At 60.8% G+C, this 18,076-nt stretch carries 16 protein-coding genes; 8 read left to right on the forward strand and 8 right to left on the reverse strand.

Annotated elements, in window-relative coordinates:
• Positions 1 to 9 precede the first annotated feature (9 nt).
• The 3 genes from AB4N33_RS22605 to rhtB all read left to right on the forward strand — a co-directional run bounded on the left by AB4N33_RS22605 (position 10) and on the right by rhtB (position 3,354).
• Positions 10 to 1,920: an ATP-binding cassette domain-containing protein gene (locus tag AB4N33_RS22605; protein WP_460119778.1), complete on the forward strand. Its 1,911-nt coding sequence runs from the start codon at positions 10 to 12 to the stop codon at positions 1,918 to 1,920.
• Entirely contained in the window at positions 1,920 to 2,501 is a 582-nt protein-coding gene (locus AB4N33_RS22610) for a mechanosensitive ion channel domain-containing protein (protein WP_460119780.1), read from the forward strand. The genes AB4N33_RS22605 and AB4N33_RS22610 overlap by 1 nt, the downstream gene beginning before the upstream one ends.
• 220 nt (positions 2,502 to 2,721) lie before the next feature.
• Complete coding sequence (gene rhtB / locus AB4N33_RS22615) at positions 2,722 to 3,354, forward strand: homoserine/homoserine lactone efflux protein (RefSeq protein ID WP_460119782.1); 633 nt, start codon at positions 2,722 to 2,724, stop codon at positions 3,352 to 3,354.
• Between the two features lie 53 nt (positions 3,355 to 3,407).
• On the opposite strand, the gene AB4N33_RS22620 is transcribed toward rhtB, so the two are convergent.
• Genes AB4N33_RS22620 through AB4N33_RS22635 form a run of 4 tightly spaced genes read right to left on the reverse strand, consistent with a single transcriptional unit; the run spans position 3,408 to position 6,560 of the window.
• Positions 3,408 to 4,151: a penicillin-binding protein activator LpoB gene (locus AB4N33_RS22620; RefSeq protein WP_460140677.1), complete on the reverse strand. Its 744-nt coding sequence runs from the start codon at positions 4,149 to 4,151 to the stop codon at positions 3,408 to 3,410.
• A 3-nt stretch (positions 4,152 to 4,154) separates the two neighbouring features.
• On the reverse strand, positions 4,155 to 4,742 hold the full coding sequence (lpoB, locus tag AB4N33_RS22625) for a penicillin-binding protein activator LpoB (protein WP_368556016.1): 588 nt from the start codon (positions 4,740 to 4,742) through the stop codon (positions 4,155 to 4,157).
• A gap of 33 nt (positions 4,743 to 4,775) precedes the next feature.
• The gene (locus tag AB4N33_RS22630; RefSeq protein WP_460119786.1) at positions 4,776 to 5,147 is read right to left on the reverse strand and encodes a YcfL family putative periplasmic lipoprotein; all 372 of its coding nucleotides are present in this window, start codon (positions 5,145 to 5,147) and stop codon (positions 4,776 to 4,778) included.
• Positions 5,148 to 5,162: 15 nt separating this feature from the next.
• Complete coding sequence (locus tag AB4N33_RS22635) at positions 5,163 to 6,560, reverse strand: COG3014 family protein (RefSeq protein WP_476458274.1); 1,398 nt, start codon at positions 6,558 to 6,560, stop codon at positions 5,163 to 5,165.
• Between the two features lie 313 nt (positions 6,561 to 6,873).
• Here AB4N33_RS22635 and AB4N33_RS22640 point away from each other — a divergent pair, with 313 nt between their 5' ends.
• Together AB4N33_RS22640 and AB4N33_RS22645 are read left to right on the forward strand one after the other, a co-directional pair.
• Positions 6,874 to 8,772 (forward strand): FTR1 family protein, encoded by a 1,899-nt coding sequence (locus AB4N33_RS22640; protein WP_476458275.1) that lies wholly within the window; start codon positions 6,874 to 6,876, stop codon positions 8,770 to 8,772.
• A gap of 61 nt (positions 8,773 to 8,833) precedes the next feature.
• On the forward strand, positions 8,834 to 9,289 hold the full coding sequence (locus AB4N33_RS22645; RefSeq protein ID WP_476458276.1) for a YaiI/YqxD family protein: 456 nt from the start codon (positions 8,834 to 8,836) through the stop codon (positions 9,287 to 9,289).
• Between the two features lie 47 nt (positions 9,290 to 9,336).
• On the opposite strand, the gene elbB is transcribed toward AB4N33_RS22645, so the two are convergent.
• Entirely contained in the window at positions 9,337 to 10,005 is a 669-nt protein-coding gene (gene elbB / locus AB4N33_RS22650) for an isoprenoid biosynthesis glyoxalase ElbB (RefSeq protein ID WP_476458277.1), read from the reverse strand.
• 115 nt (positions 10,006 to 10,120) lie between these two features.
• Here elbB and AB4N33_RS22655 point away from each other — a divergent pair, with 115 nt between their 5' ends.
• Complete coding sequence (locus tag AB4N33_RS22655) at positions 10,121 to 11,356, forward strand: sterol desaturase family protein (RefSeq protein ID WP_476458278.1); 1,236 nt, start codon at positions 10,121 to 10,123, stop codon at positions 11,354 to 11,356.
• Here AB4N33_RS22655 and AB4N33_RS22660 read toward each other — a convergent pair.
• Positions 11,337 to 11,966: a DedA family protein gene (locus AB4N33_RS22660; protein ID WP_460119797.1), complete on the reverse strand. Its 630-nt coding sequence runs from the start codon at positions 11,964 to 11,966 to the stop codon at positions 11,337 to 11,339. The genes AB4N33_RS22655 and AB4N33_RS22660 overlap by 20 nt on opposite strands.
• A gap of 208 nt (positions 11,967 to 12,174) precedes the next feature.
• Between AB4N33_RS22660 and hemB the strand changes: the two genes are divergently transcribed.
• Together hemB and ppk1 are read left to right on the forward strand one after the other, a co-directional pair.
• Complete coding sequence (gene hemB, locus AB4N33_RS22665) at positions 12,175 to 13,188, forward strand: porphobilinogen synthase (RefSeq protein WP_460119799.1); 1,014 nt, start codon at positions 12,175 to 12,177, stop codon at positions 13,186 to 13,188.
• 18 nt (positions 13,189 to 13,206) lie between these two features.
• The gene (ppk1, locus tag AB4N33_RS22670; RefSeq protein WP_476458279.1) at positions 13,207 to 15,420 is read left to right on the forward strand and encodes a polyphosphate kinase 1; all 2,214 of its coding nucleotides are present in this window, start codon (positions 13,207 to 13,209) and stop codon (positions 15,418 to 15,420) included.
• Positions 15,421 to 15,514: 94 nt separating this feature from the next.
• Here the strand turns inward: ppk1 and ppx are convergent, their stop codons facing one another.
• Together ppx and AB4N33_RS22680 are read right to left on the reverse strand one after the other, a co-directional pair.
• Complete coding sequence (gene ppx / locus AB4N33_RS22675; RefSeq protein ID WP_476458280.1) at positions 15,515 to 17,017, reverse strand: exopolyphosphatase; 1,503 nt, start codon at positions 17,015 to 17,017, stop codon at positions 15,515 to 15,517.
• Between the two features lie 91 nt (positions 17,018 to 17,108).
• On the reverse strand, positions 17,109 to 17,783 hold the full coding sequence (locus AB4N33_RS22680) for an amino acid ABC transporter permease (RefSeq protein WP_476458281.1): 675 nt from the start codon (positions 17,781 to 17,783) through the stop codon (positions 17,109 to 17,111).
• Between the last annotated feature and the right edge of the window lie 293 nt (positions 17,784 to 18,076).

Consider the following 18,076-nt stretch of genomic DNA (forward strand, 5'->3'; position numbering starts at 1 on the left):
GCCGCCATTATGATTCGACTTCAGAACCTGACTTTACAGCGTGGCCCGCAACGTCTGCTAGAAGACGCCGAGCTGACCCTGCACGCCGGCCAGAAAGCCGGCCTGATCGGTGCCAACGGCGCCGGCAAATCGAGCCTGTTCGCCTTGCTTCGAGGCGAACTGCATCCGGACTCGGGTGACTGCTTCCTGCCGGCCGACTGGCGTATCGCCCACATGCGTCAGGAGGTCGACACGCTCGAACGCCTGGCGGTCGACTACGTGCTCGATGGCGATCTGCGCCTGCGCCAGGTGCAACGCGACCTCGCGGCCGCCGAAGCGGCCCACGATGGGGCCGCCCAGGCACGCCTGCACTCGGAACTCGACAGCGCCGACGGCTATACCGCCGATGCCCGTGCCCGCAAGTTGTTGGCGGGGCTTGGGTTCACCAATGAGCAGATGGACCGTCAAGTCGGCGACTTCTCCGGTGGCTGGCGGATGCGCCTGAACCTGGCGCAAGCACTGATGTGCCCTTCGGACCTGTTGTTGCTCGACGAACCGACCAACCACCTGGATCTCGACGCCATCATCTGGCTCGAAGAGTGGCTCAAGAGCTACCCCGGCACCTTGTTGCTGATTTCCCACGACCGGGACTTTCTCGACGCGGTGGTCGACCACGTGGCTCACGTCGACCAGCGCAAGATCACCCTCTATCGCGGCGGCTACAGCGCATTCGAGCGTGCCCGTGCCGAGCGCCTAGCTCAGCAGCAGCAAGCCTACGAGAAGCAGCAGGCGCAGCGTGCGCACATGGAAAGCTATATCGCCCGGTTCAAGGCCCAGGCCACAAAGGCCCGCCAGGCGCAGAGCCGGATCAAGGCCCTGGAGCGGATGGAAGAGTTGTCCGCCGCCCACGTCGATTCGCCGTTCGATTTCGTGTTCCGTGAATCGACGAAGATTTCCAGCCCCTTGATCGACCTGTCCGATGCCCGTCTGGGCTACGGCGACAAAGCCGTGCTGGAGAAGGTCAAGCTGCAGCTGACCCCCGGCGCGCGCATCGGTTTGCTCGGTCCCAACGGTGCCGGTAAATCGACCCTGATCAAAAACCTTGCCGGTGAGCTGTCGCCGTTGACCGGTCGACTGACCCGCGGCGAGAACACCGTGGTCGGCTACTTCGCCCAGCATCAGCTCGACTCCCTGGATTCCAAGGCCAGCCCATTGCTGCACTTGCAGCGTCTGGCACCCACCGAGCGCGAGCAGACCCTGCGCGACTTCCTCGGCGGTTTCGATTTCCGTGGTGCGCGCATCGACGAGCCGGTGCTGAATTTCTCCGGCGGTGAAAAGGCTCGCCTGGCCCTGGCGTTGATCGCCTGGGAACGGCCGAATCTGTTGCTGCTCGACGAACCAACCAACCACCTGGACCTGGAGATGCGCCTGGCACTGACCATGGCCCTGCAGGAGTTCAGTGGTGCGGTACTGGTGGTCTCCCACGATCGTCATCTGCTCAAGAGCACCACGGATAATTTCTATCTGGTGGCGGACGGCAAGGTCGAGGAATTCGACGGCGACCTGGAAGACTACGCCCGCTGGCTGGTCGACTTCCGCCAACGCAATGCGCCGGTCAGCAACACACCGTCCAACCCGGACAAGACTGACAAGAAGGCCCAACGTCAGGCCGCTGCTGCATTGCGTCAGCAACTGGCCCCGCACAAGCGCGAAGCTGACAAGCTCGAAGCCGAGCTGGGCAAGCTCCACGAGAAACTGGCGAAGATCGATGCCAGTCTTGGCGACAGTGACATTTACGAACCGGCGCGCAAGAACGAGCTGCGTGACCTGCTGGCGGATCAAGCCAAGCTGAAGGTGCGTGAAGCGGAGCTGGAAGAAGCCTGGATGCAAGCGCTGGAACTGCTTGAAAGCATGCAGGCGGAGCTGGAGGCGCTGTCCTGATGGAGGCGTTCAAGTTGCCACTGCCGGCGACCTGGATCGAGCCGATCTGGTTGGTCGTGCAAATCCTGCTGATCCTGTTGGCCGGTTACGTCGCTCAGCGCTTCGTCGCCAAATGCCTGACTCGCCTGGGCGAGCGTTATCCGCTTCCACCACAACTGCTCATGCCGCTGCGCGGTGGTCTTCGCTGGCTGATCATGGGCAGTGCGCTGATCTTCGTGCTGGAGCGCCTGGGAGTATCGGCCACGGTACTCTGGACCGCGTTGTCAGGGTTTGTCGCGGTGGCGGCGGTGGCGTTTTTCGCCATGTGGAGCGTGCTCTCCAACCTGCTCTGCGCGATCCTGATCTTCACCGTGGGGCCGTTCCGCATCGGTGACATCGTCGAACTGGTAGACACCACCGACAAGCCTGGCGTCAAAGGTCGGGTCGTGGCGATCAACCTGCTGTACACCACGTTGATCGAGGCTGAAGAGTTGGGGACGGGCAGTGCCATGGTGCAGGTGCCCAATAGCCTGTTCTTCCAGCGTTCGGTTCGGCGGTGGCGCGGGAGTGATGTGTTTCCTGTTTCCGGGTTTGAGAAATAGGCTTTCCACTGCCTGATTTGCTACCTGTAGGCGCGAGTTTACTCGCGATGGTGGCTCAGGCACCGCTGGGTGTCAGGCCGCCAGCGTCATCGTTGGCGACCATCGCGAGCATGCTCGCTCCTACAGGGGGGAGGCGACACATTCTGCAAAAAATCGGTAGTCATGGGCCCAAAGCCGCATTAGCTTAGACGTCTGTCACGAGTCTGAGTCGAGGTGTGCGATGGAGCTACAAACATGGCTGGCGTTTTTTGCCGCCTGCTGGGTGATCAGCTTGTCCCCCGGCGCTGGCGCCATTGCGTCGATGTCCAGCGGTCTGCAATACGGGTTCTGGCGCGGTTACTGGAACGCCCTGGGCCTGCAGCTGGGCCTTGCGGTGCAGATCGCCATCGTCGGCGCCGGTGTTGGCGCGATTTTGACGGCATCGGCCACGGCGTTCTACGCGATCAAATGGTTCGGTGTGGCGTATCTGGTTTACCTGGCGATCAAACAATGGCGCGCGCTGCCCAGCGACATGAGTGATGACGCTGCGGTGCGCCAGATTGGCAAGCCGATGGCCCTGGTGTTTCGCGGCTTTCTGGTGAACATCAGCAACCCCAAGGCCCTGGTGTTCATGTTGGCGGTACTGCCGCAGTTCATCGACCCACACGCACCGCTGTTGCTTCAGTACCTGATCATCGGAGTGACCATGATCTGCGTGGACCTGGTCGTCATGGCGGGGTACACCGGGTTGGCGTCAAAAGTACTGCGGCTGTTGCGCACGCCCAAGCAGCAAAAGCGCATGAACCGCACCTTCGCCGGCCTGTTCATCGGCGCCGCTGCGTTCATGGCGACGCTACGCAAAGCAGCGGTGTGAACCGCCCGGGCACAAAAAAGGCGACCTCAGGGTCGCCTTTTTCGTTTGCACATTTAGCGCAGTATCGTCGGTGCTGTATCGGCTGGCAGGTTATTGCGCAACTGGGGTTTACCCGGTTGCACATGACCGCCACCACCGAGTTGTTCGCTCATCTGCGCGGCCACGTCTTCGCCCAGCGCCTTGGACACGTCACGCACCACCCGTGGACGGTTCAGCGAGACCCGCACGTCGCGATGGTTCACCAGTTTGGTGTCCTGGCCTTCGCCCATCGCCGTAAAGGCCGAGGTGATTTCGAAGGTGCGCGTGTTGATCAGGCTGAAATCAGCTACCAGGGTCAACGCCAGGATTGCCGAGTAGCTGTCGGTATTGGCAAGCTCGGTGACATCCCGGGTGAAGTCGATGTCCGACACAGTGCCAAACAGGACATAGTCGGCGCCCTTGAAGTTGCCGGCCTTGATCCGCTTGATCACGTCATACACATCGCCCTTGGACGAGGCGGTGTAGGGCGTGCCTTGCACCAGTTGGAACATTCCGGAACGCAGGATCTCGCCCTTGATGTCGCCGGTGAATTTACGCAACTCGCCCTGTTCGATGTAGCTGCTGGTGGCCTCGATTTCGTTATAACTCGAGGCCCCACTGGCGCTGTAACGGTTGGCCTGGAAGTTGTTCTGGGCCGAAACGATGTGGATGTATTGCTCCACACGCTCCTGGTAAGCCAGGTCCGTCACTGCGACTTTCGGGGCCGCTTGCACGCTGAACGCGCAAGCCAGGGCCATCATGCCAATCCATGCGCGCATTGATTAACGCTCCGTGGTTTTGCGGATCTCTTTTTCGTCCATCCATTCAGCCAGGCCACTTTCAACGTCGATCAATTGCAGGCTGAATTTGTAGAAGACGTCCTTGTAGTCGCTGCTGCGCTTGACGATCGAGCTGATCGAACCTTCAAGACGGTATTTGGCAGCGATCATGTTGCCGGTCTTGGCGACGGTATTCTTCTTGTACAGACCGCTCTGGTTTTGCAGCTTCAACTGGTCGACCTGGCTCTGCATCTGGGTATTGTCGCTGGCGAAGCGGGCGGTACCGGACTTCATCAGTTGGGTCTTGATGCTGGTGGTGATTTCGCGGGTATCGATGTACTCGCTGGTCTTGTTCTTCACGTCGTAGACCTGAACCACCGGGCGACCCTGCAAAATCCCGGATTGGGCCAGGGAGCGGGTCATGGATTCGGCGATCATCTGCAGGTCGGTGGAGCCGAACTCGTTGGTCACGGTTTCCACGGCCTTGGTGTCGCCGTAGCTGATGTTCTTGCTGCCCAGGGTTGGCGAGGTGTTGGCGCAACCGCTGGCGAGCAGGGCGATGACGGCGATGAAGGAAAAGCGTGCAAACATGGGAATGCTCTCTGTCACTGTACGAATAAGGAGTTAAGGCGTTTTGATTTCCAGTCGGAAATCCACGGCTTTCGGTGTCGGCGCGATGGCCTGGATGAAGCTGGTCTGCTCGCCGTACATCAGCTGGCTTTTCCAGGTTTCTTCTTCGCCGATCGGGAAGCCTTCAGGGCCGAGCCAGGCAAAGCGGTAGTAGAAGGTCTTGTTGTTGTAGCTGGTGTTGCTCAGCTGGGCATTGACCGTCATGAAGCCGTTTTCCCGGGCAACGCGCATGGCGCCCACCACGATGTTCTTCAGCTTGCCCATGGCCACGACCTTGCTGGCAGCGCTACCAGGCTCCGGTGGTGGCGGTGTGGCGCAACCGGCCAGCAAGGCCAGGGCGGCGACAGCGATGAGTTGCAAACGCATGCAAAGACTCCGTTCTTAAGGTTGTTTGAGGCTGGCCACGGCCGTCGGGCTGGCACTCGGGGTGACGTGGGCGGCTACGCCGCTGGCGAATACCTGGTTGCCAACGGCTCGCAGGCTGATGACTTGGTAGCGCTGGTCCACGGTGATCTTGACCACCGAACCGCCGATGGCGCTGGGCAACGTGACGTGGTGCTCGCCTTTCTTGAGGCGCAGGCGCACGACCTGGGTGTTGTCCGGCAAGGTGCGCCACGTACGGGTATCGGCACCTTCGAGCACGGCTGAAGTGATGCCCACCGCCAGGCCCGCGAGCGGGTTGGTTTCGTTGATCTTCTTCTGCGCCACGCCACGGGTCACGGCGCGCACGGTCGTGCGCACGATGATGCCGGGCATGTCGTCACGCAGCGCGCGGCGGGACATGGCGGTGGTGCTGTTGAGCAGGGTCATGTCCAATTGTTTGCCGTCGACGCCGATTTGCGTGAACGGGGCGGTGGAGGTGTCAGGCTTGATGAGCGGGAACGACAGCGGAGTGATCACCACGTTGCCGCTGATTGGCAGGGGCAGGGGCACGCGAATCGAGTCGCGGGCGGGTGCCAGGCCGCTTTGCACGACGATCAGGATGTCGCTGTCTTCGTCCTTGGCGCTTTTCTTGTCGAGGTCTTTGAGGGCCTGTTCCAGCAGTGGGGTGTTCGGGTGCAGCTCGGCCGCCTTGCGATAACCCGGCGCTGCCAGGTCTTTTTCTCCCAGGGCTTCATAGACGAAACCGGCCAGGTAGTGGCTGAACGCACTCTGGTAGCTGTTTTTCAGGCCAACCACTTCCGGCGCATCGAGGCTGGCGACCGGGTAACCCTGCAGGTCCTTGTATTCGGTCTTGATGCCTTCCTTCTCGGCCTCCTCTTCGCTCTTGAGGTACTCCTTGTCACGCAGGTCGGCGATGACCGCTTCACGTTCGTGGGTTCGCTTGATCGCGGTACGTGCGCCATCGAAGTCGTTGACGGCCAGCAGGTTCAGGGCCATTTGCGTGGTCAGCATGACCTTTTCGTAGTCATAGCCTTCGTAGCGGCGGACCTTGTCGTTGACCAGAAAACTGCCGAACTGGGCGAGGTACTTGCCTGTGTCGAGCTTGACCATATCTTCCCACTGGCCGACCACGGAGTCGGCGCTGCCCCAGGCGTTCTGGCTACCGGACAGGTCGCCCTTGGCGCGCAGCAGCTCACCTTTTTCGAAGTAGTAGAGCAGGTCCTTGTCTGCGCCGGTGTTGTTCTTTTCCAGCAGGGTCAGTGCGGCATCGACGTTGCCGGAAGCCAGTTGCTGGTTGGTTTGTGCGAGTTCGGAGTCGTAGTTGCGAAAGACCGAGCAGCCGGAAAGCAAGGTGACAGCGCTGAGCGCGATCAAGGTCAAGGCGCGGGAGGCCATAGTTACATCTTCCCTGAATTTAGGCAGCCGTGCTTGCCGGTCTGGCTGTTAAGACCTATCGGCGTAGACTGGCGTCCTGCCAATTCCCCGATATCCGAGGCGCTTGAATGCCCAGTCCAACAATTTTGGGCGCGGCATTATAAACAGGGATGATGGCTTGTTAGTGGCTTTTTAATCTCTATTTTCTTACAAGTGCCATCATCCGTCGAAACGAAAGTCGAAATCCCTACCCGGCGGTTTCATAACAAAGCTTGAGTGAAAGTCTTTCGACGTGAACAATGTGTTACTTCGTATTTCCAATTGAGATTCATTGATGATTGCCCCATCCCGTTTCCTGGCTTGGCTGGTGCTGCCCGTGGTTGCCTTGTGCAGTGCAAATCTGCTGGCCGACACTGTGGAAGGCGCGCCGCAAGCGCTGCATCTGCTGGACTACATTGGTGCCGATTACCCGCAGTCGGTCGAGGCCGGCAACGTTATCAATGAATCCGAATACCGCGAACAACTCGAATTTGCCAAGGTGTTGCAGGGCCTGGTTGCGGCGATGCCGGACAAGCCGGAGAAAGGCGGGCTTGAGCAGGACGTCAGCGCATTGCAGAGCGCGATTGCCGCCCGTCAGGACGGCGCGGAGGTCGCCCGCCAGTCGCGCCAGCTGGGTGCGAAGCTGGCCGTGGCCTACGAGGTCAGCCAGGCCCCGATCATTACGCCGGACCCGACCCGAGGCGCACCGTTGTATGCCCAGCATTGTTCGGTCTGTCACGGTGATGCAGGAGCCGGCGATGGTCCGGCGGGTGTTGGCCTGACACCACCGCCGGCCAATCTGCGCGATGCCGAGCGACTGGATCGCCTGAGTCTCTACGCGATCTACAACACCTTGGGAATGGGTGTTGAAGGCACCGACATGCCAGCGTTCGCTGATCAACTGGACGACCGTCAGCGTTGGGATCTGGCGACCTACATCGCCGGTTTCAGTGCCGATCCGACTGCGCCAGCCAGCGAAAAGACCTACGACATCGCCGAACTGGCTCGTCAGACCCCGGCTGAAGTCCTGGCCGCCGAGGGGCCGCAAGCGGCGGCCAGCTTCCGTACCCAGCGTGCACAGCCGTCGCAGGTCAAGCGGGGGCCGGGGCAACTGCTCGACTACACCGCGACTACCCTCGACAAGAGCCTCGCGGCCTATCGCACCGGCGATCACGATCAGGCCTACGACCTGTCGGTGGCCGCGTACCTGGAAGGTTTCGAGCTGGTCGAAAGCTCCCTGGATAACGTCGACGCCAACGTGCGCAAGGACACCGAAAAATCCCTCATGGCGTACCGGCAGTCGTTGCAGGACGGTTTGCCGATGGCTGAGGTTCAGCAACGGCTGGACGCCGCCAAGGCCAAGTTGAAGGAATCCGCCGGCCTGCTCGGTGGCGATGGCCTGAGCTGGTCACTGAGCTACATCTCCGGTTTGTTGATTCTGCTGCGTGAAGGTCTTGAAGCGATCCTGGTGCTGGCGGCGATCCTCGCGTTCCTGCGCAACACCGGCCAGCAATCGGCGGTACGAAGCGTCAACGCGGGTTGGGGCCTGGCATTGCTGGCGGGTCTGGGGACCTGGGCATTGGCGGCGTACGTGATTGATGTCAGTGGCTCGCAACGTGAACTGCTGGAAGGCGCCACCGCGTTGTTTGCCGCAGTCATGGTGCTCTGGCTCGGTGTGTGGATGCACGACCGTCGCCACGCGGCAGCCTGGCAGGACTACATCAAGAGCAGCCTGGTGGGCGGCGGCGGACGATTCGGTTTTGCGACACTGGCGTTCTTCTCCGTGTATCGCGAACTGTTCGAAGTGATTCTGTTCTACGAGACCCTGTGGCTGCAGGCCGGGCCTGCCGGGCACAACGCGGTGCTCGCCGGTGGCGCAACGGCGCTGGTGTTGCTGGTGGGCCTGGCGTGGGTGATCCTGCGCGGTTCGGCGCGCCTGCCTCTGGCGTTGTTCTTCAGCATCAACGCTGCGCTGTTGTGCGCATTGTCGGTGGTGTTTGCCGGGCATGGCGTCAAGGCGTTGCAGGAGGCCGGGATCTTCGGCACCCGACCGGTGCCGTTCTTTGAATTCGACTGGTTGGGCATCCATGCCGATGCCTATTCGCTCAGTGCTCAGGCGGTGGCAATCATTGCGATTGTTCTGCTGTATGGGCGCAGTTGGCTGGTTGAGAAACGGCGGGTTCAGGTGTCTTAACGGCATTCGCTGCGCTCATGATCGCGAGCATGCTCGCGATTTTTTCGAAGAGGTAAACGAAATGCGCGTATGGATCGATGCCGACGCCTGCCCACGGCAGGCCCGGGATCTGGTGGTGAAGTTCGCCCTCAAGCGTCAGTTGGAAGTGGTAATGGTGGCAGGGCAGCCACAGACCAAGCCGGCATTGGCGCTGGTCAAGTTGATCGTGGTGCCGAGTGGCCCGGACGCGGCGGACGATTACCTGGTGGAACACGCTGTCCCCGGCGAACTGGTGATCTGCAGTGATGTGCCCTTGGCGGATCGGCTGGTGAAGAAGGGCGTGTCGGCGCTGGACCCACGAGGCAAGGAGTTCGACGCGCAGAACATGGGCGACCGGTTGGCGGTGCGCAACCTGTTCACCGACCTGAGGGAGCAAGGACAGGTGGGCGGCGGGCCAGCGCCCTATGGCGAGCGCGAGAAGCAGGCGTTCGCCAATGCGCTGGACCGGATCCTCACACGGCTGGCCCGCAAAGCCTGATCGTTCCCACGCGTGGGAACGATCAGCTCAGCGGTGGTGAGGGTGGATTACACATCATTCTCGTGAGTCAGCTCCAACACCCGGTCAACCAGCTTGTTGATACCCGATGCCGCCTCGCTGATGGTCTGGGCCAGCATGTACGCCGGGGTGGTCACCAGTTTGCGCGCCTTGTCTTCGATGATGTCGGTCACCGCGCAGTCGGTATGCGTCGCGCCCATTTTGTTCATGGTCGCTGCAGTTTCGGTGTCGTTGCCGATGGTGCAGTTGACGCCTGGCCCATAGATTTTTGCCGCCAGTGCCGGGGAGATGCAGATCAGTCCCACCGGCTTGCCCGCCTCGGCAAAGGCTTCGGCCAAGGCCAGGACTTCGGGCTGAACGGTGCACCCTGCGCCTTCGATGGCGAAGTTAGACAGGTTCTTGGCCACCCCAAAACCGCCCGGCACGATCAGCGCATCATAGTCTTCTACATCGGCTTCGCGCAGGTCCTTGACGTTGCCCCGGGCAATCCGCGCCGATTCCACCAGTACGTTGCGCGACTCGGGCATCTCTTCACCCGTCAGGTGGTTGAGTACGTGCAATTGGGCGATGTTGGGAGCGAAACACTGAACTTGAGCACCGCGCTGGTCCAGGCGCAGCAACGTGATCACGCTTTCTTGAATCTCGGCGCCGTCGTACACGCCACAACCGGAAAGGATCACTGCAACTTTTTTGCTCATGGGCTTTTCTCCTGATTCATGGCGTTAAATGTCCACTAATTTGTCACTCGTTGCCATAGGGTTAATACGCGGCTACACCTAGGATCTATCCTAAAAATTCCAATCAGGGCGCGTCATGGACTTCATTCTGTATGCGGTGCCGTTCTTCTTCGTGCTGATTGCCCTCGAACTGTTGGCCGACCGTTGGCGCGGCGTCAGCAATTACCGGGTAGCGGACGCGATCAACAGCATCAGCACCGGCGTGCTGTCCACCACCACTGGCCTGCTGACCAAGGGCGTGGGGCTTTTGACTTATGCGTTCGCGCTCAAGCATCTGGGCTTGTTCGAACTGCCCGCAGACAGCGTCTGGGTCTGGGTGTTTGCCTTCGTGCTCTACGATTTTTGTTACTACTGGCTGCATCGCTGTGGTCATGAACGCAACATCCTCTGGGCAGCGCACTCGGTGCATCACCAGAGCGAGGACTACAACCTCTCCACGGCGCTGCGCCAGACCAGCACCGGATTTTTGCTGAGCTGGATCTTCTATCTGCCCATGGCGGTGCTGGGCGTGCCGCTGCTGGTGTTCGTCAGCGTCGCGGCGCTGAACCTGCTGTACCAGTTCTGGGTGCATACGCGGCATATTCCCAAGCTCGGCTGGTTCGAGTGGTTCTTCGTCACGCCTTCCAATCATCGGGCCCACCATGCACAGAACGCTCTCTACATGGATCGCAACTACGGCGGGGTGTTCATTATTTGGGACCGGCTATTTGGCTCGTTCCAGGAAGAAGACGATAACGAACCGGTGATTTTCGGCGTGACCACGCCGCTTGCGAGCTGGAATCCGCTGTGGGCGAATGTGCAGTTTTACGTGCAACTCTGGGAGGATGCGCGTCGGACGCAAAACACGTGGGACAAGCTGCGCATCTGGTTCATGCGCACCGGATGGCGGCCGGCGGACGTGGCGGCGAAGTACCCGATGAACAAGCCGGACTTGAGCCAGTTTCGCAAGTTCGAGGTGCCGCTGGATGGGCGTCAGCAGGTCTACATCCTATTGCAGTTCTGCGCCTACATTGCCTTGGGCAGTTACCTGATGAATTTCGAGCCGCAGCTGTCGACCGCCGCATTGGTGCTCGGCTGGGCAGCGGTGGCGCTGGGGTTGTGCGCGTTGGGCGTGGCCCTGGAGAATCGCCCGTGGGCGTTGAAGCTGGAACTGGTGCGGCTGGCATCGAACGTGCCGTTGATGTGGCTGGCGCCGGTGGTGGGGCTGTGGCCGGCGGGCGCGCTGGGTTGGGTCGGCCTGCTCAGTTACAGCCTGGTCAGCGTGATCGGTCTCTACTGCTGCAGAAACCGCTTCATTCGCCTGGCGTCTTGACCTCGGCCTTGGCCTGCTCGGCTTTCAAGGCCTGTTCTTCGGCGTAGACCTGTTTGGCCAGGCGCGCATTCTTGAAGCGTCGGCGCATCCACAAGCCCAGGCCCAGCACCAACAGCGCGCCGAGCACCCACAATTCGTATTTCTTGATGCTACCCAGCATGCCTTCGAGCACCGCGCCGAAGTGGTAGGCGGCTGCGGCCAACGCCGTTGCCCAGATCGCCGCGCCAATCCCGTTCAGCAACAGATAGCGGCCCGGCGGGTAGCCGGACAGGCCGATGGCCACGGGCATGACCGTGCGCAAGCCGTAGACGAAACGAAAGCTCAACACCCAGATGTCCGGGTGCTTGCGGATGTGCTCCAGCGCCCGGTCGCCCATCATCTGCCAGCGGGGCTTGCGCGCCAGCAGCTTGCGACCGTGCTTGCGACCCATGAAATACCAAAGCTGATCGCCGGCATAACTGCCGCAGAAGGCCACAACCACCACCAGGTTGATGTCCATGTATCCACGGAACGCGAGAAAGCCCGCGAGCACCAGGATGGTTTCGCCTTCGAAGAATGTGCCGATAAACAGGGCAAAGTAGCCGAAGTCATGCAGAAATTGTTGGAGCATTGTCTGGGTGCTGGCGAAATGAACGCGCAGCCTACCCCTTCGGACACATTCATGAAAGTGTCCAAATGTGTCTCGACGTGAACAATTCCTACAAGGACAATGGAATGCGACTACGTGACACAGGGGTGCACATAACTGTCATACGGTGGTCATAATGGCCGCTTATAACTGTCACGCTCGCCCGTCAGCGCGGGCTCAGGAGTCTGCCGTGAGCTTTACCCCCGCCAACCGCTTGTTCCCAGCCACCCGTTTGCGTCGTAACCGTCGTGACGACTTTTCGCGTCGACTGGTCCGTGAAAATGTCCTGACCACCAATGACCTGATCCTGCCGGTGTTTGTGCTGGATGGCGAAAATCGTCGTGAAGCGGTGGCCTCGATGCCGGGCGTCGAACGCCTGACCATCGACCTGTTGCTCGAAGAAGCGGCCAAGTGGGTGGATCTTGGCATTCCTGCGGTGGCACTGTTCCCGGTCACGCCGACCGAACTCAAGTCCCTCGACGCGGCCGAAGCCTGGAACCCTGAAGGCATTGCCCAGCGCGCTACCCGCGCCCTGCGAGCGCAGTTCCCGGAACTTGGCGTGATCACCGACGTGGCACTGGACCCGTTCACCACCCACGGTCAGGACGGCATCCTCGACGAAGAAGGCTATGTGCAGAACGACATCACCGTTGACGCACTGGTCAAGCAGGCCTTGTCCCACGCCGAAGCCGGGGCACAGGTGGTAGCACCGTCGGACATGATGGACGGGCGCATCCAGGCGATTCGCGAAGCCCTCGAAGTGGCGGGTCACGTCAATGTACGGATCATGGCCTACTCGGCGAAGTACGCCAGTGCCTACTACGGCCCGTTCCGCGATGCGGTGGGTTCGGCGCTGAACCTGGGCAAGGCCAACAAGGCCTCCTATCAGATGGACCCGGCCAACGGCAACGAAGCCCTGCACGAAGTGGCGGCGGACCTGGCCGAAGGTGCGGACATGGTCATGGTCAAGCCAGGCATGCCGTACCTGGACATCCTGTACCGGGTCAAGGAAGAATTCAAAGTGCCGACCTTCGTTTATCAGGTCAGCGGTGAATATGCCATGCACATGGCGGCGATCCAGAATGGCTGGTTGAGCGAAGGGGTAATCCTTGAGTCTCTGACCGCTTTTAAACGTGCAGGTGCTGATGGCATCCTGACGTACTTTGCCGTTCGTGCCGCTCAATTGCTACGAGAGCAACCATAGCCCTCCCAGGAACATTCCATGAATACCGAAGGACTCACTGAAGTTGCCGTAAACGAGGCTCTACCCGTGGTGGAGAAACTCGACGAGACCCCGCCGGAGCTGGAGCCTGCTCCTGCGGCGGCGCCCGAGCCTGCGGCGCCGGCGATTGCCGTTCCCGGCCTGGATGACAGCAGTCTGTACATCCACCGCGAACTCTCGCAACTGCAGTTCAATATCCGCGTGCTGGAGCAGGCGCTGGATGAGTCCTATCCGTTACTGGAGCGGCTGAAGTTCCTGCTGATTTTCTCCAGCAACCTGGACGAGTTCTTCGAGATTCGTGTAGCGGGCCTCAAGAAGCAGATCACCTTCGCCCGCGAACAGGCCGGCGCCGATGGCCTGCAACCGCATCAGGCGCTGGCCCGGATCAGCGAGTTGGTACACGGTCACGTTGATCGCCAGTACGCGATCCTCAACGACATTCTGTTGCCGGAGCTGGAAAAACATCAGGTCCGCTTCATCCGTCGTCGTCACTGGACCACCAAGATCAAAACCTGGGTCCGCCGTTTCTTCCGCGACGAGATCGCGCCGATCATCACCCCGATCGGTCTCGACCCGACGCACCCGTTCCCGTTGCTGGTGAACAAGAGCCTGAACTTCATCGTCGAGCTGGAAGGGATCGACGCCTTCGGTCGCGATTCCGGCCTGGCGATCATCCCGGCGCCGCGCCTGTTGCCGCGAATCATCAAGGTGCCGGAAGAAGTCGGCGGTGCCGGCGACAACTACGTATTCCTGTCGTCGATGATCCACGCGCACGCCGATGACCTGTTCCAGGGCATGAAGGTCAAGGGCTGCTACCAGTTCCGCCTGACCCGTAACGCCGACCTGGCGCTGGACTCCGAAGACGTGGAAGACCTGGCCCGGGCCCTGCGTGGCGAGTTGTTCTCCCGTCGCTACGGCGATGCCGTGCGTCTGGAAGTAGCCGATACCTGCCCAAAACACCTGTCCGACTATTTGCTCAAGCAGTTCAACCTGAGCGAGAGCGAGCTGTACCAGGTCAACGGCCCGGTGAACCTGACACGTCTGTTCAGCATCACCGGCCTGGACAGCCAGCGCGAGCTGCAATACCTGCCGTTCACGCCGCAGATCCCGAAACTGTTGCAGAACAGCGAGAACATCTTCAGCGTGGTCAGCAAGCAGGACATCCTGCTGCTGCACCCATTCGAGTCGTTTACCCCCGTGGTCGACCTGCTGCGCCAAGCCGCAAAAGACCCCCATGTGCTGGCGGTGCGCCAGACGCTGTACCGCTCCGGCGCCAACTCGGAAATCGTCGATGCGCTGGTGGACGCCGCGCGTAACGGCAAGGAAGTCACCGCAGTGATCGAGCTGCGGGCGCGGTTCGATGAAGAGTCCAACCTGCAACTGGCCAGCCGCCTGCAAGCGGCGGGTGCGGTCGTGATCTATGGCGTGGTTGGCTTCAAGACCCACGCCAAGATGATGCTGATCCTGCGTCGCGAAGCCGGAGAGATCGTGCGCTACGCGCATTTGGGCACAGGTAACTACCACGCCGGCAACGCCCGCCTGTACACCGACTACAGCCTGCTGACCTCCGATGACGCGTTGTGTGAAGACGTCGGCAAACTGTTCAGCCAGTTGATCGGCATGGGCAAGACCCTGCGCATGAAGAAGCTGCTGCACGCGCCGTTCACGCTCAAGAAGGGCATGCTCGACATGATTGCCCGGGAAACCCAGTTCGCCCTCGAGGGCAAGCCGGCGCATATCATCGCCAAGTTCAACTCGCTGACCGATCCAAAGATCATCCGTGCGCTGTACAAGGCCAGTCAGTCCGGTGTGCGCATCGATCTGGTGGTGCGGGGCATGTGCTGCCTGCGCCCAGGCATCGCCGGTGTATCGCACAACATCCACGTGCGCTCGATCATCGGTCGTTTCCTGGAGCACACCCGGGTCTTCTACTTCCTCAATGGCGGTGAAGAGCAGATGTTCCTGTCCAGCGCCGACTGGATGGAGCGCAACCTCGACAAGCGTGTCGAGACCTGCTTCCCGGTAGAAGGCAAGAAGCTGATCATGCGGGTCAAGAAAGAGCTGGAGTTGTACCTGACCGACAACACCCACAGTTGGAGCCTGCAAGCAGACGGGCGCTACATCCGCAACACGCCGACCGGCAACCAGAATCCGCGCAGTGCGCAGGCCACGTTGCTCGAGCGGCTGGGCAGCCCGATCCTGACGGTGACTTGACCTTCACTGCGGCATAAAAAATGGCGATCCCTGCGGATCGCCATTTTTGTTTGCGCCAACTCTCCCACAGGGATCTCATTCGCAGATGTTTGGATCAGCGCACGTTAAGCGTGACGTTAACCCGCGTCAGCCATTCCGCCTCCAGCGCGAAGTCGGCCTGGGTCAACTGGTTTTCCTCCAGCCATTTATCCGGGAATTGCACATCCAGGCTGTCACCGTTGGCGTTCAGCTCTACCTGAGGCATCTGCTGCGTACCGCGGATGTGGTGGAACAGGATCGCGAAGCGCAGTAGCACACAAAGGCGAATCAGCTTGATGCCGTCGTCGCCGAATTCGGCGAACTTGTCCTTGGGAATGTTGCGGCGGTGGCCACGCACCAGCAGGGCGAGCATTTGCTGGTCTTCGCGGGAGAACCCGGCGAGGTCCGAGTGTTCGATCAGGTAGGCGCCATGCTTGTGGTAGTGGTAGTGGGCGATGTCCAGGCCCACCTCATGCACTTTGGCGGCCCAACTGAGCAATTCGCGCCAGATGCCGTCCTCCAGATCCCAGTCCTTGGCGATCTGATCGAAGGCATGCAACGCCTTGCGCTCAACCCGCACTGCCTGCTCCTGATCAACGTGGTAGCGTTCCATCAGCGAGCTGAGGGTGCGTTCACGGACGTCTTCATGATGATGACGGCCCAGCAGGTCATACAGCACGCCTTCACGCAGGGCGCCTTCACAGTGATCCATGCGTTGCAACTCGAGGGCATCGAAGATTGCTTCGAGGATGGCCAGGCCGGCCGGAAAAATGGCCCGGCGATCAGGCTTGATGCCTTCGAAGTCGATCTTCTCGACGTCACCCAACTTGAACAGCTTGCGCTTGAGCCAGGCCAGCCCCTCAGCGTTGACTTCGCCGGTGCCGTGACCGCCAGCTTTCAAGGCCAGGCCAATGGCGCGGATGGTGCCCGAGGAGCCGATGGCTTCATCCCAGGTCAAGCGGTGCAGGGCGTGCTCGATGCTCATGATCTCCAACCGCGCCGCCGTGTAGGCCTGGGCGTAGCGGGCCGGAGTGACCTTGCCGTCCTTGAAATAGCGCTGGGTAAAGCTGACGCAGCCCATCTGCAGGCTTTCACGCAGCAGCGGTTCGAAGCGCTGGCCAATGATGAATTCGGTACTGCCACCCCCGATGTCGGCCACCAGGCGCTTGCCCGGGGTATCGGCCAGGGTATGGGAAACGCCAAGGTAGATCAGGCGCGCTTCTTCACGACCGGAGATGACTTCGACGGGGTGACCGAGGATTTCTTCGGCGCGGCGGATGAACTCGGCGCGGTTGCGCGCTTCGCGCAGGGCGTTGGTGCCGACGATCCTTACGGCGCCCAGGGGCATACCGTTGATCAGTTGGGCGAAACGCTTCAGGCAATCGAGCCCGCGCTGTATGGATTCTTCGCTCAGGCGTCGCTCTTCGTCGATGCCGGCGGCCAGTTGGACCTTCTCCCCGAGGCGCTCGAGGATACGGATTTCACCGTTCTGGGCCTTGGCCACAACCATGTGGAAGCTGTTGGAGCCCAGGTCGATCGCGGCGATCAGGGACAGGTTCTTGGCTTGGGATTGCGGCATGGTGTGGGGGTCTCGTTCGATAACCCCGACATCGTGCCACGATCAAACGCCAACGCCAACGCGCAGTGTTCAAAGCCTTGATCCTGCGCAGTCAATCGTGACGGTGCAGCGGCTCGATGGTTTCGCTGCCGTAGGGGAGCGTTTCTTCTTCGGCGAACAACCGCTGTGCGATCCAGCTCAGCAACTGCCGGATCATCAATGCCATACACAGGTACATCAACGCGGTCAGGGCGTACGTTTCGAACGCTCGCACATTGCGCGATTGAATGGCATTGGCGACAAAGCTCAACTCTTGAGTGGCGATCACGGAGCATACCGACGAACTGAGCATGACGAGGATAATCTGGTGGGTCAGGGCCGGCCAGGCGTTGCTCAGGGCGTGGCGCAACCCGCCGTGGCGCAAAGCCTCGTAGCGAGGCATCACCTGGAGGGTGTCACCAATAACGTGCGTGGAATGCGCCCCGAGGTTGATCACCATCGCCAGTGCGGCGGCCTGCCATGGGGAGATCGATACGCCGATGGCAGGCAGGCCATAAAAGATGCACAACAGCTGCATCAGAAAGGGTGTATTGCGGATCAGCTCGACATAAACACCGACCATCGCCGCTAGCGGGCGAATATTGCGCGCCCGTATGAGGGCGCCGATCACGCCGGTGCCGACCCCGAGTAGCGCACCAATGGTGGTCAGCTCCAGGGTGAACAGCGCCCCGCGAAGCAGCAGTTGAGTATTGTCCGCCATGGACAGGAAATCTGACGGATTGGCCATGACGTGTCCTCCAGTCAGGTGAATCTCTGTGATTGAACAGAGCACGGGTCATGCCAGGTGGGGAGGACGACGGAAGACCCGATGGTCCGGGCGTTTGATGCGTTGAGCGGTAGACGATATGCACCGTCATGGCGCATCGGACGTGGATCCTGAGCGCCTTTGGGGCCAGGTCCGGAAACGACCGTTCATCCGGGGAGGGCGGTCACGAATATCGGCCAAAAGACCACAGGGAGGCGACTTGAGCTATACACACTCTCATGAAACACCATAGCGAGACTCAATCATCTGCGGCT

This window comes from Pseudomonas sp. S1_E05 (assembly GCF_056337105.1).

Coding starts and splice junctions, on each gene's coding strand:
- lpoB (WP_368556016.1), bottom strand. CDS start 4,742: ATGTTTGCACGCTTTTCCTTCATCGCCGTCATCGCCCTGCTCGCCAGC.
- AB4N33_RS22680 (WP_476458281.1), bottom strand. CDS start 17,783: ATGGCCAATCCGTCAGATTTCCTGTCCATGGCGGACAATACTCAACTG.
- elbB (WP_476458277.1), bottom strand. CDS start 10,005: ATGAGCAAAAAAGTTGCAGTGATCCTTTCCGGTTGTGGCGTGTACGAC.
- AB4N33_RS22605 (WP_460119778.1), top strand. CDS start 10: ATGATTCGACTTCAGAACCTGACTTTACAGCGTGGCCCGCAACGTCTG.
- AB4N33_RS22655 (WP_476458278.1), top strand. CDS start 10,121: ATGGACTTCATTCTGTATGCGGTGCCGTTCTTCTTCGTGCTGATTGCC.
- ppk1 (WP_476458279.1), top strand. CDS start 13,207: ATGAATACCGAAGGACTCACTGAAGTTGCCGTAAACGAGGCTCTACCC.
- ppx (WP_476458280.1), bottom strand. CDS start 17,017: ATGCCGCAATCCCAAGCCAAGAACCTGTCCCTGATCGCCGCGATCGAC.
- AB4N33_RS22610 (WP_460119780.1), top strand. CDS start 1,920: ATGGAGGCGTTCAAGTTGCCACTGCCGGCGACCTGGATCGAGCCGATC.
- AB4N33_RS22660 (WP_460119797.1), bottom strand. CDS start 11,966: ATGCTCCAACAATTTCTGCATGACTTCGGCTACTTTGCCCTGTTTATC.
- AB4N33_RS22635 (WP_476458274.1), bottom strand. CDS start 6,560: ATGGCCTCCCGCGCCTTGACCTTGATCGCGCTCAGCGCTGTCACCTTG.
- AB4N33_RS22630 (WP_460119786.1), bottom strand. CDS start 5,147: ATGCGTTTGCAACTCATCGCTGTCGCCGCCCTGGCCTTGCTGGCCGGT.
- AB4N33_RS22640 (WP_476458275.1), top strand. CDS start 6,874: ATGATTGCCCCATCCCGTTTCCTGGCTTGGCTGGTGCTGCCCGTGGTT.
- AB4N33_RS22645 (WP_476458276.1), top strand. CDS start 8,834: ATGCGCGTATGGATCGATGCCGACGCCTGCCCACGGCAGGCCCGGGAT.
- AB4N33_RS22620 (WP_460140677.1), bottom strand. CDS start 4,151: ATGCGCGCATGGATTGGCATGATGGCCCTGGCTTGCGCGTTCAGCGTG.
- rhtB (WP_460119782.1), top strand. CDS start 2,722: ATGGAGCTACAAACATGGCTGGCGTTTTTTGCCGCCTGCTGGGTGATC.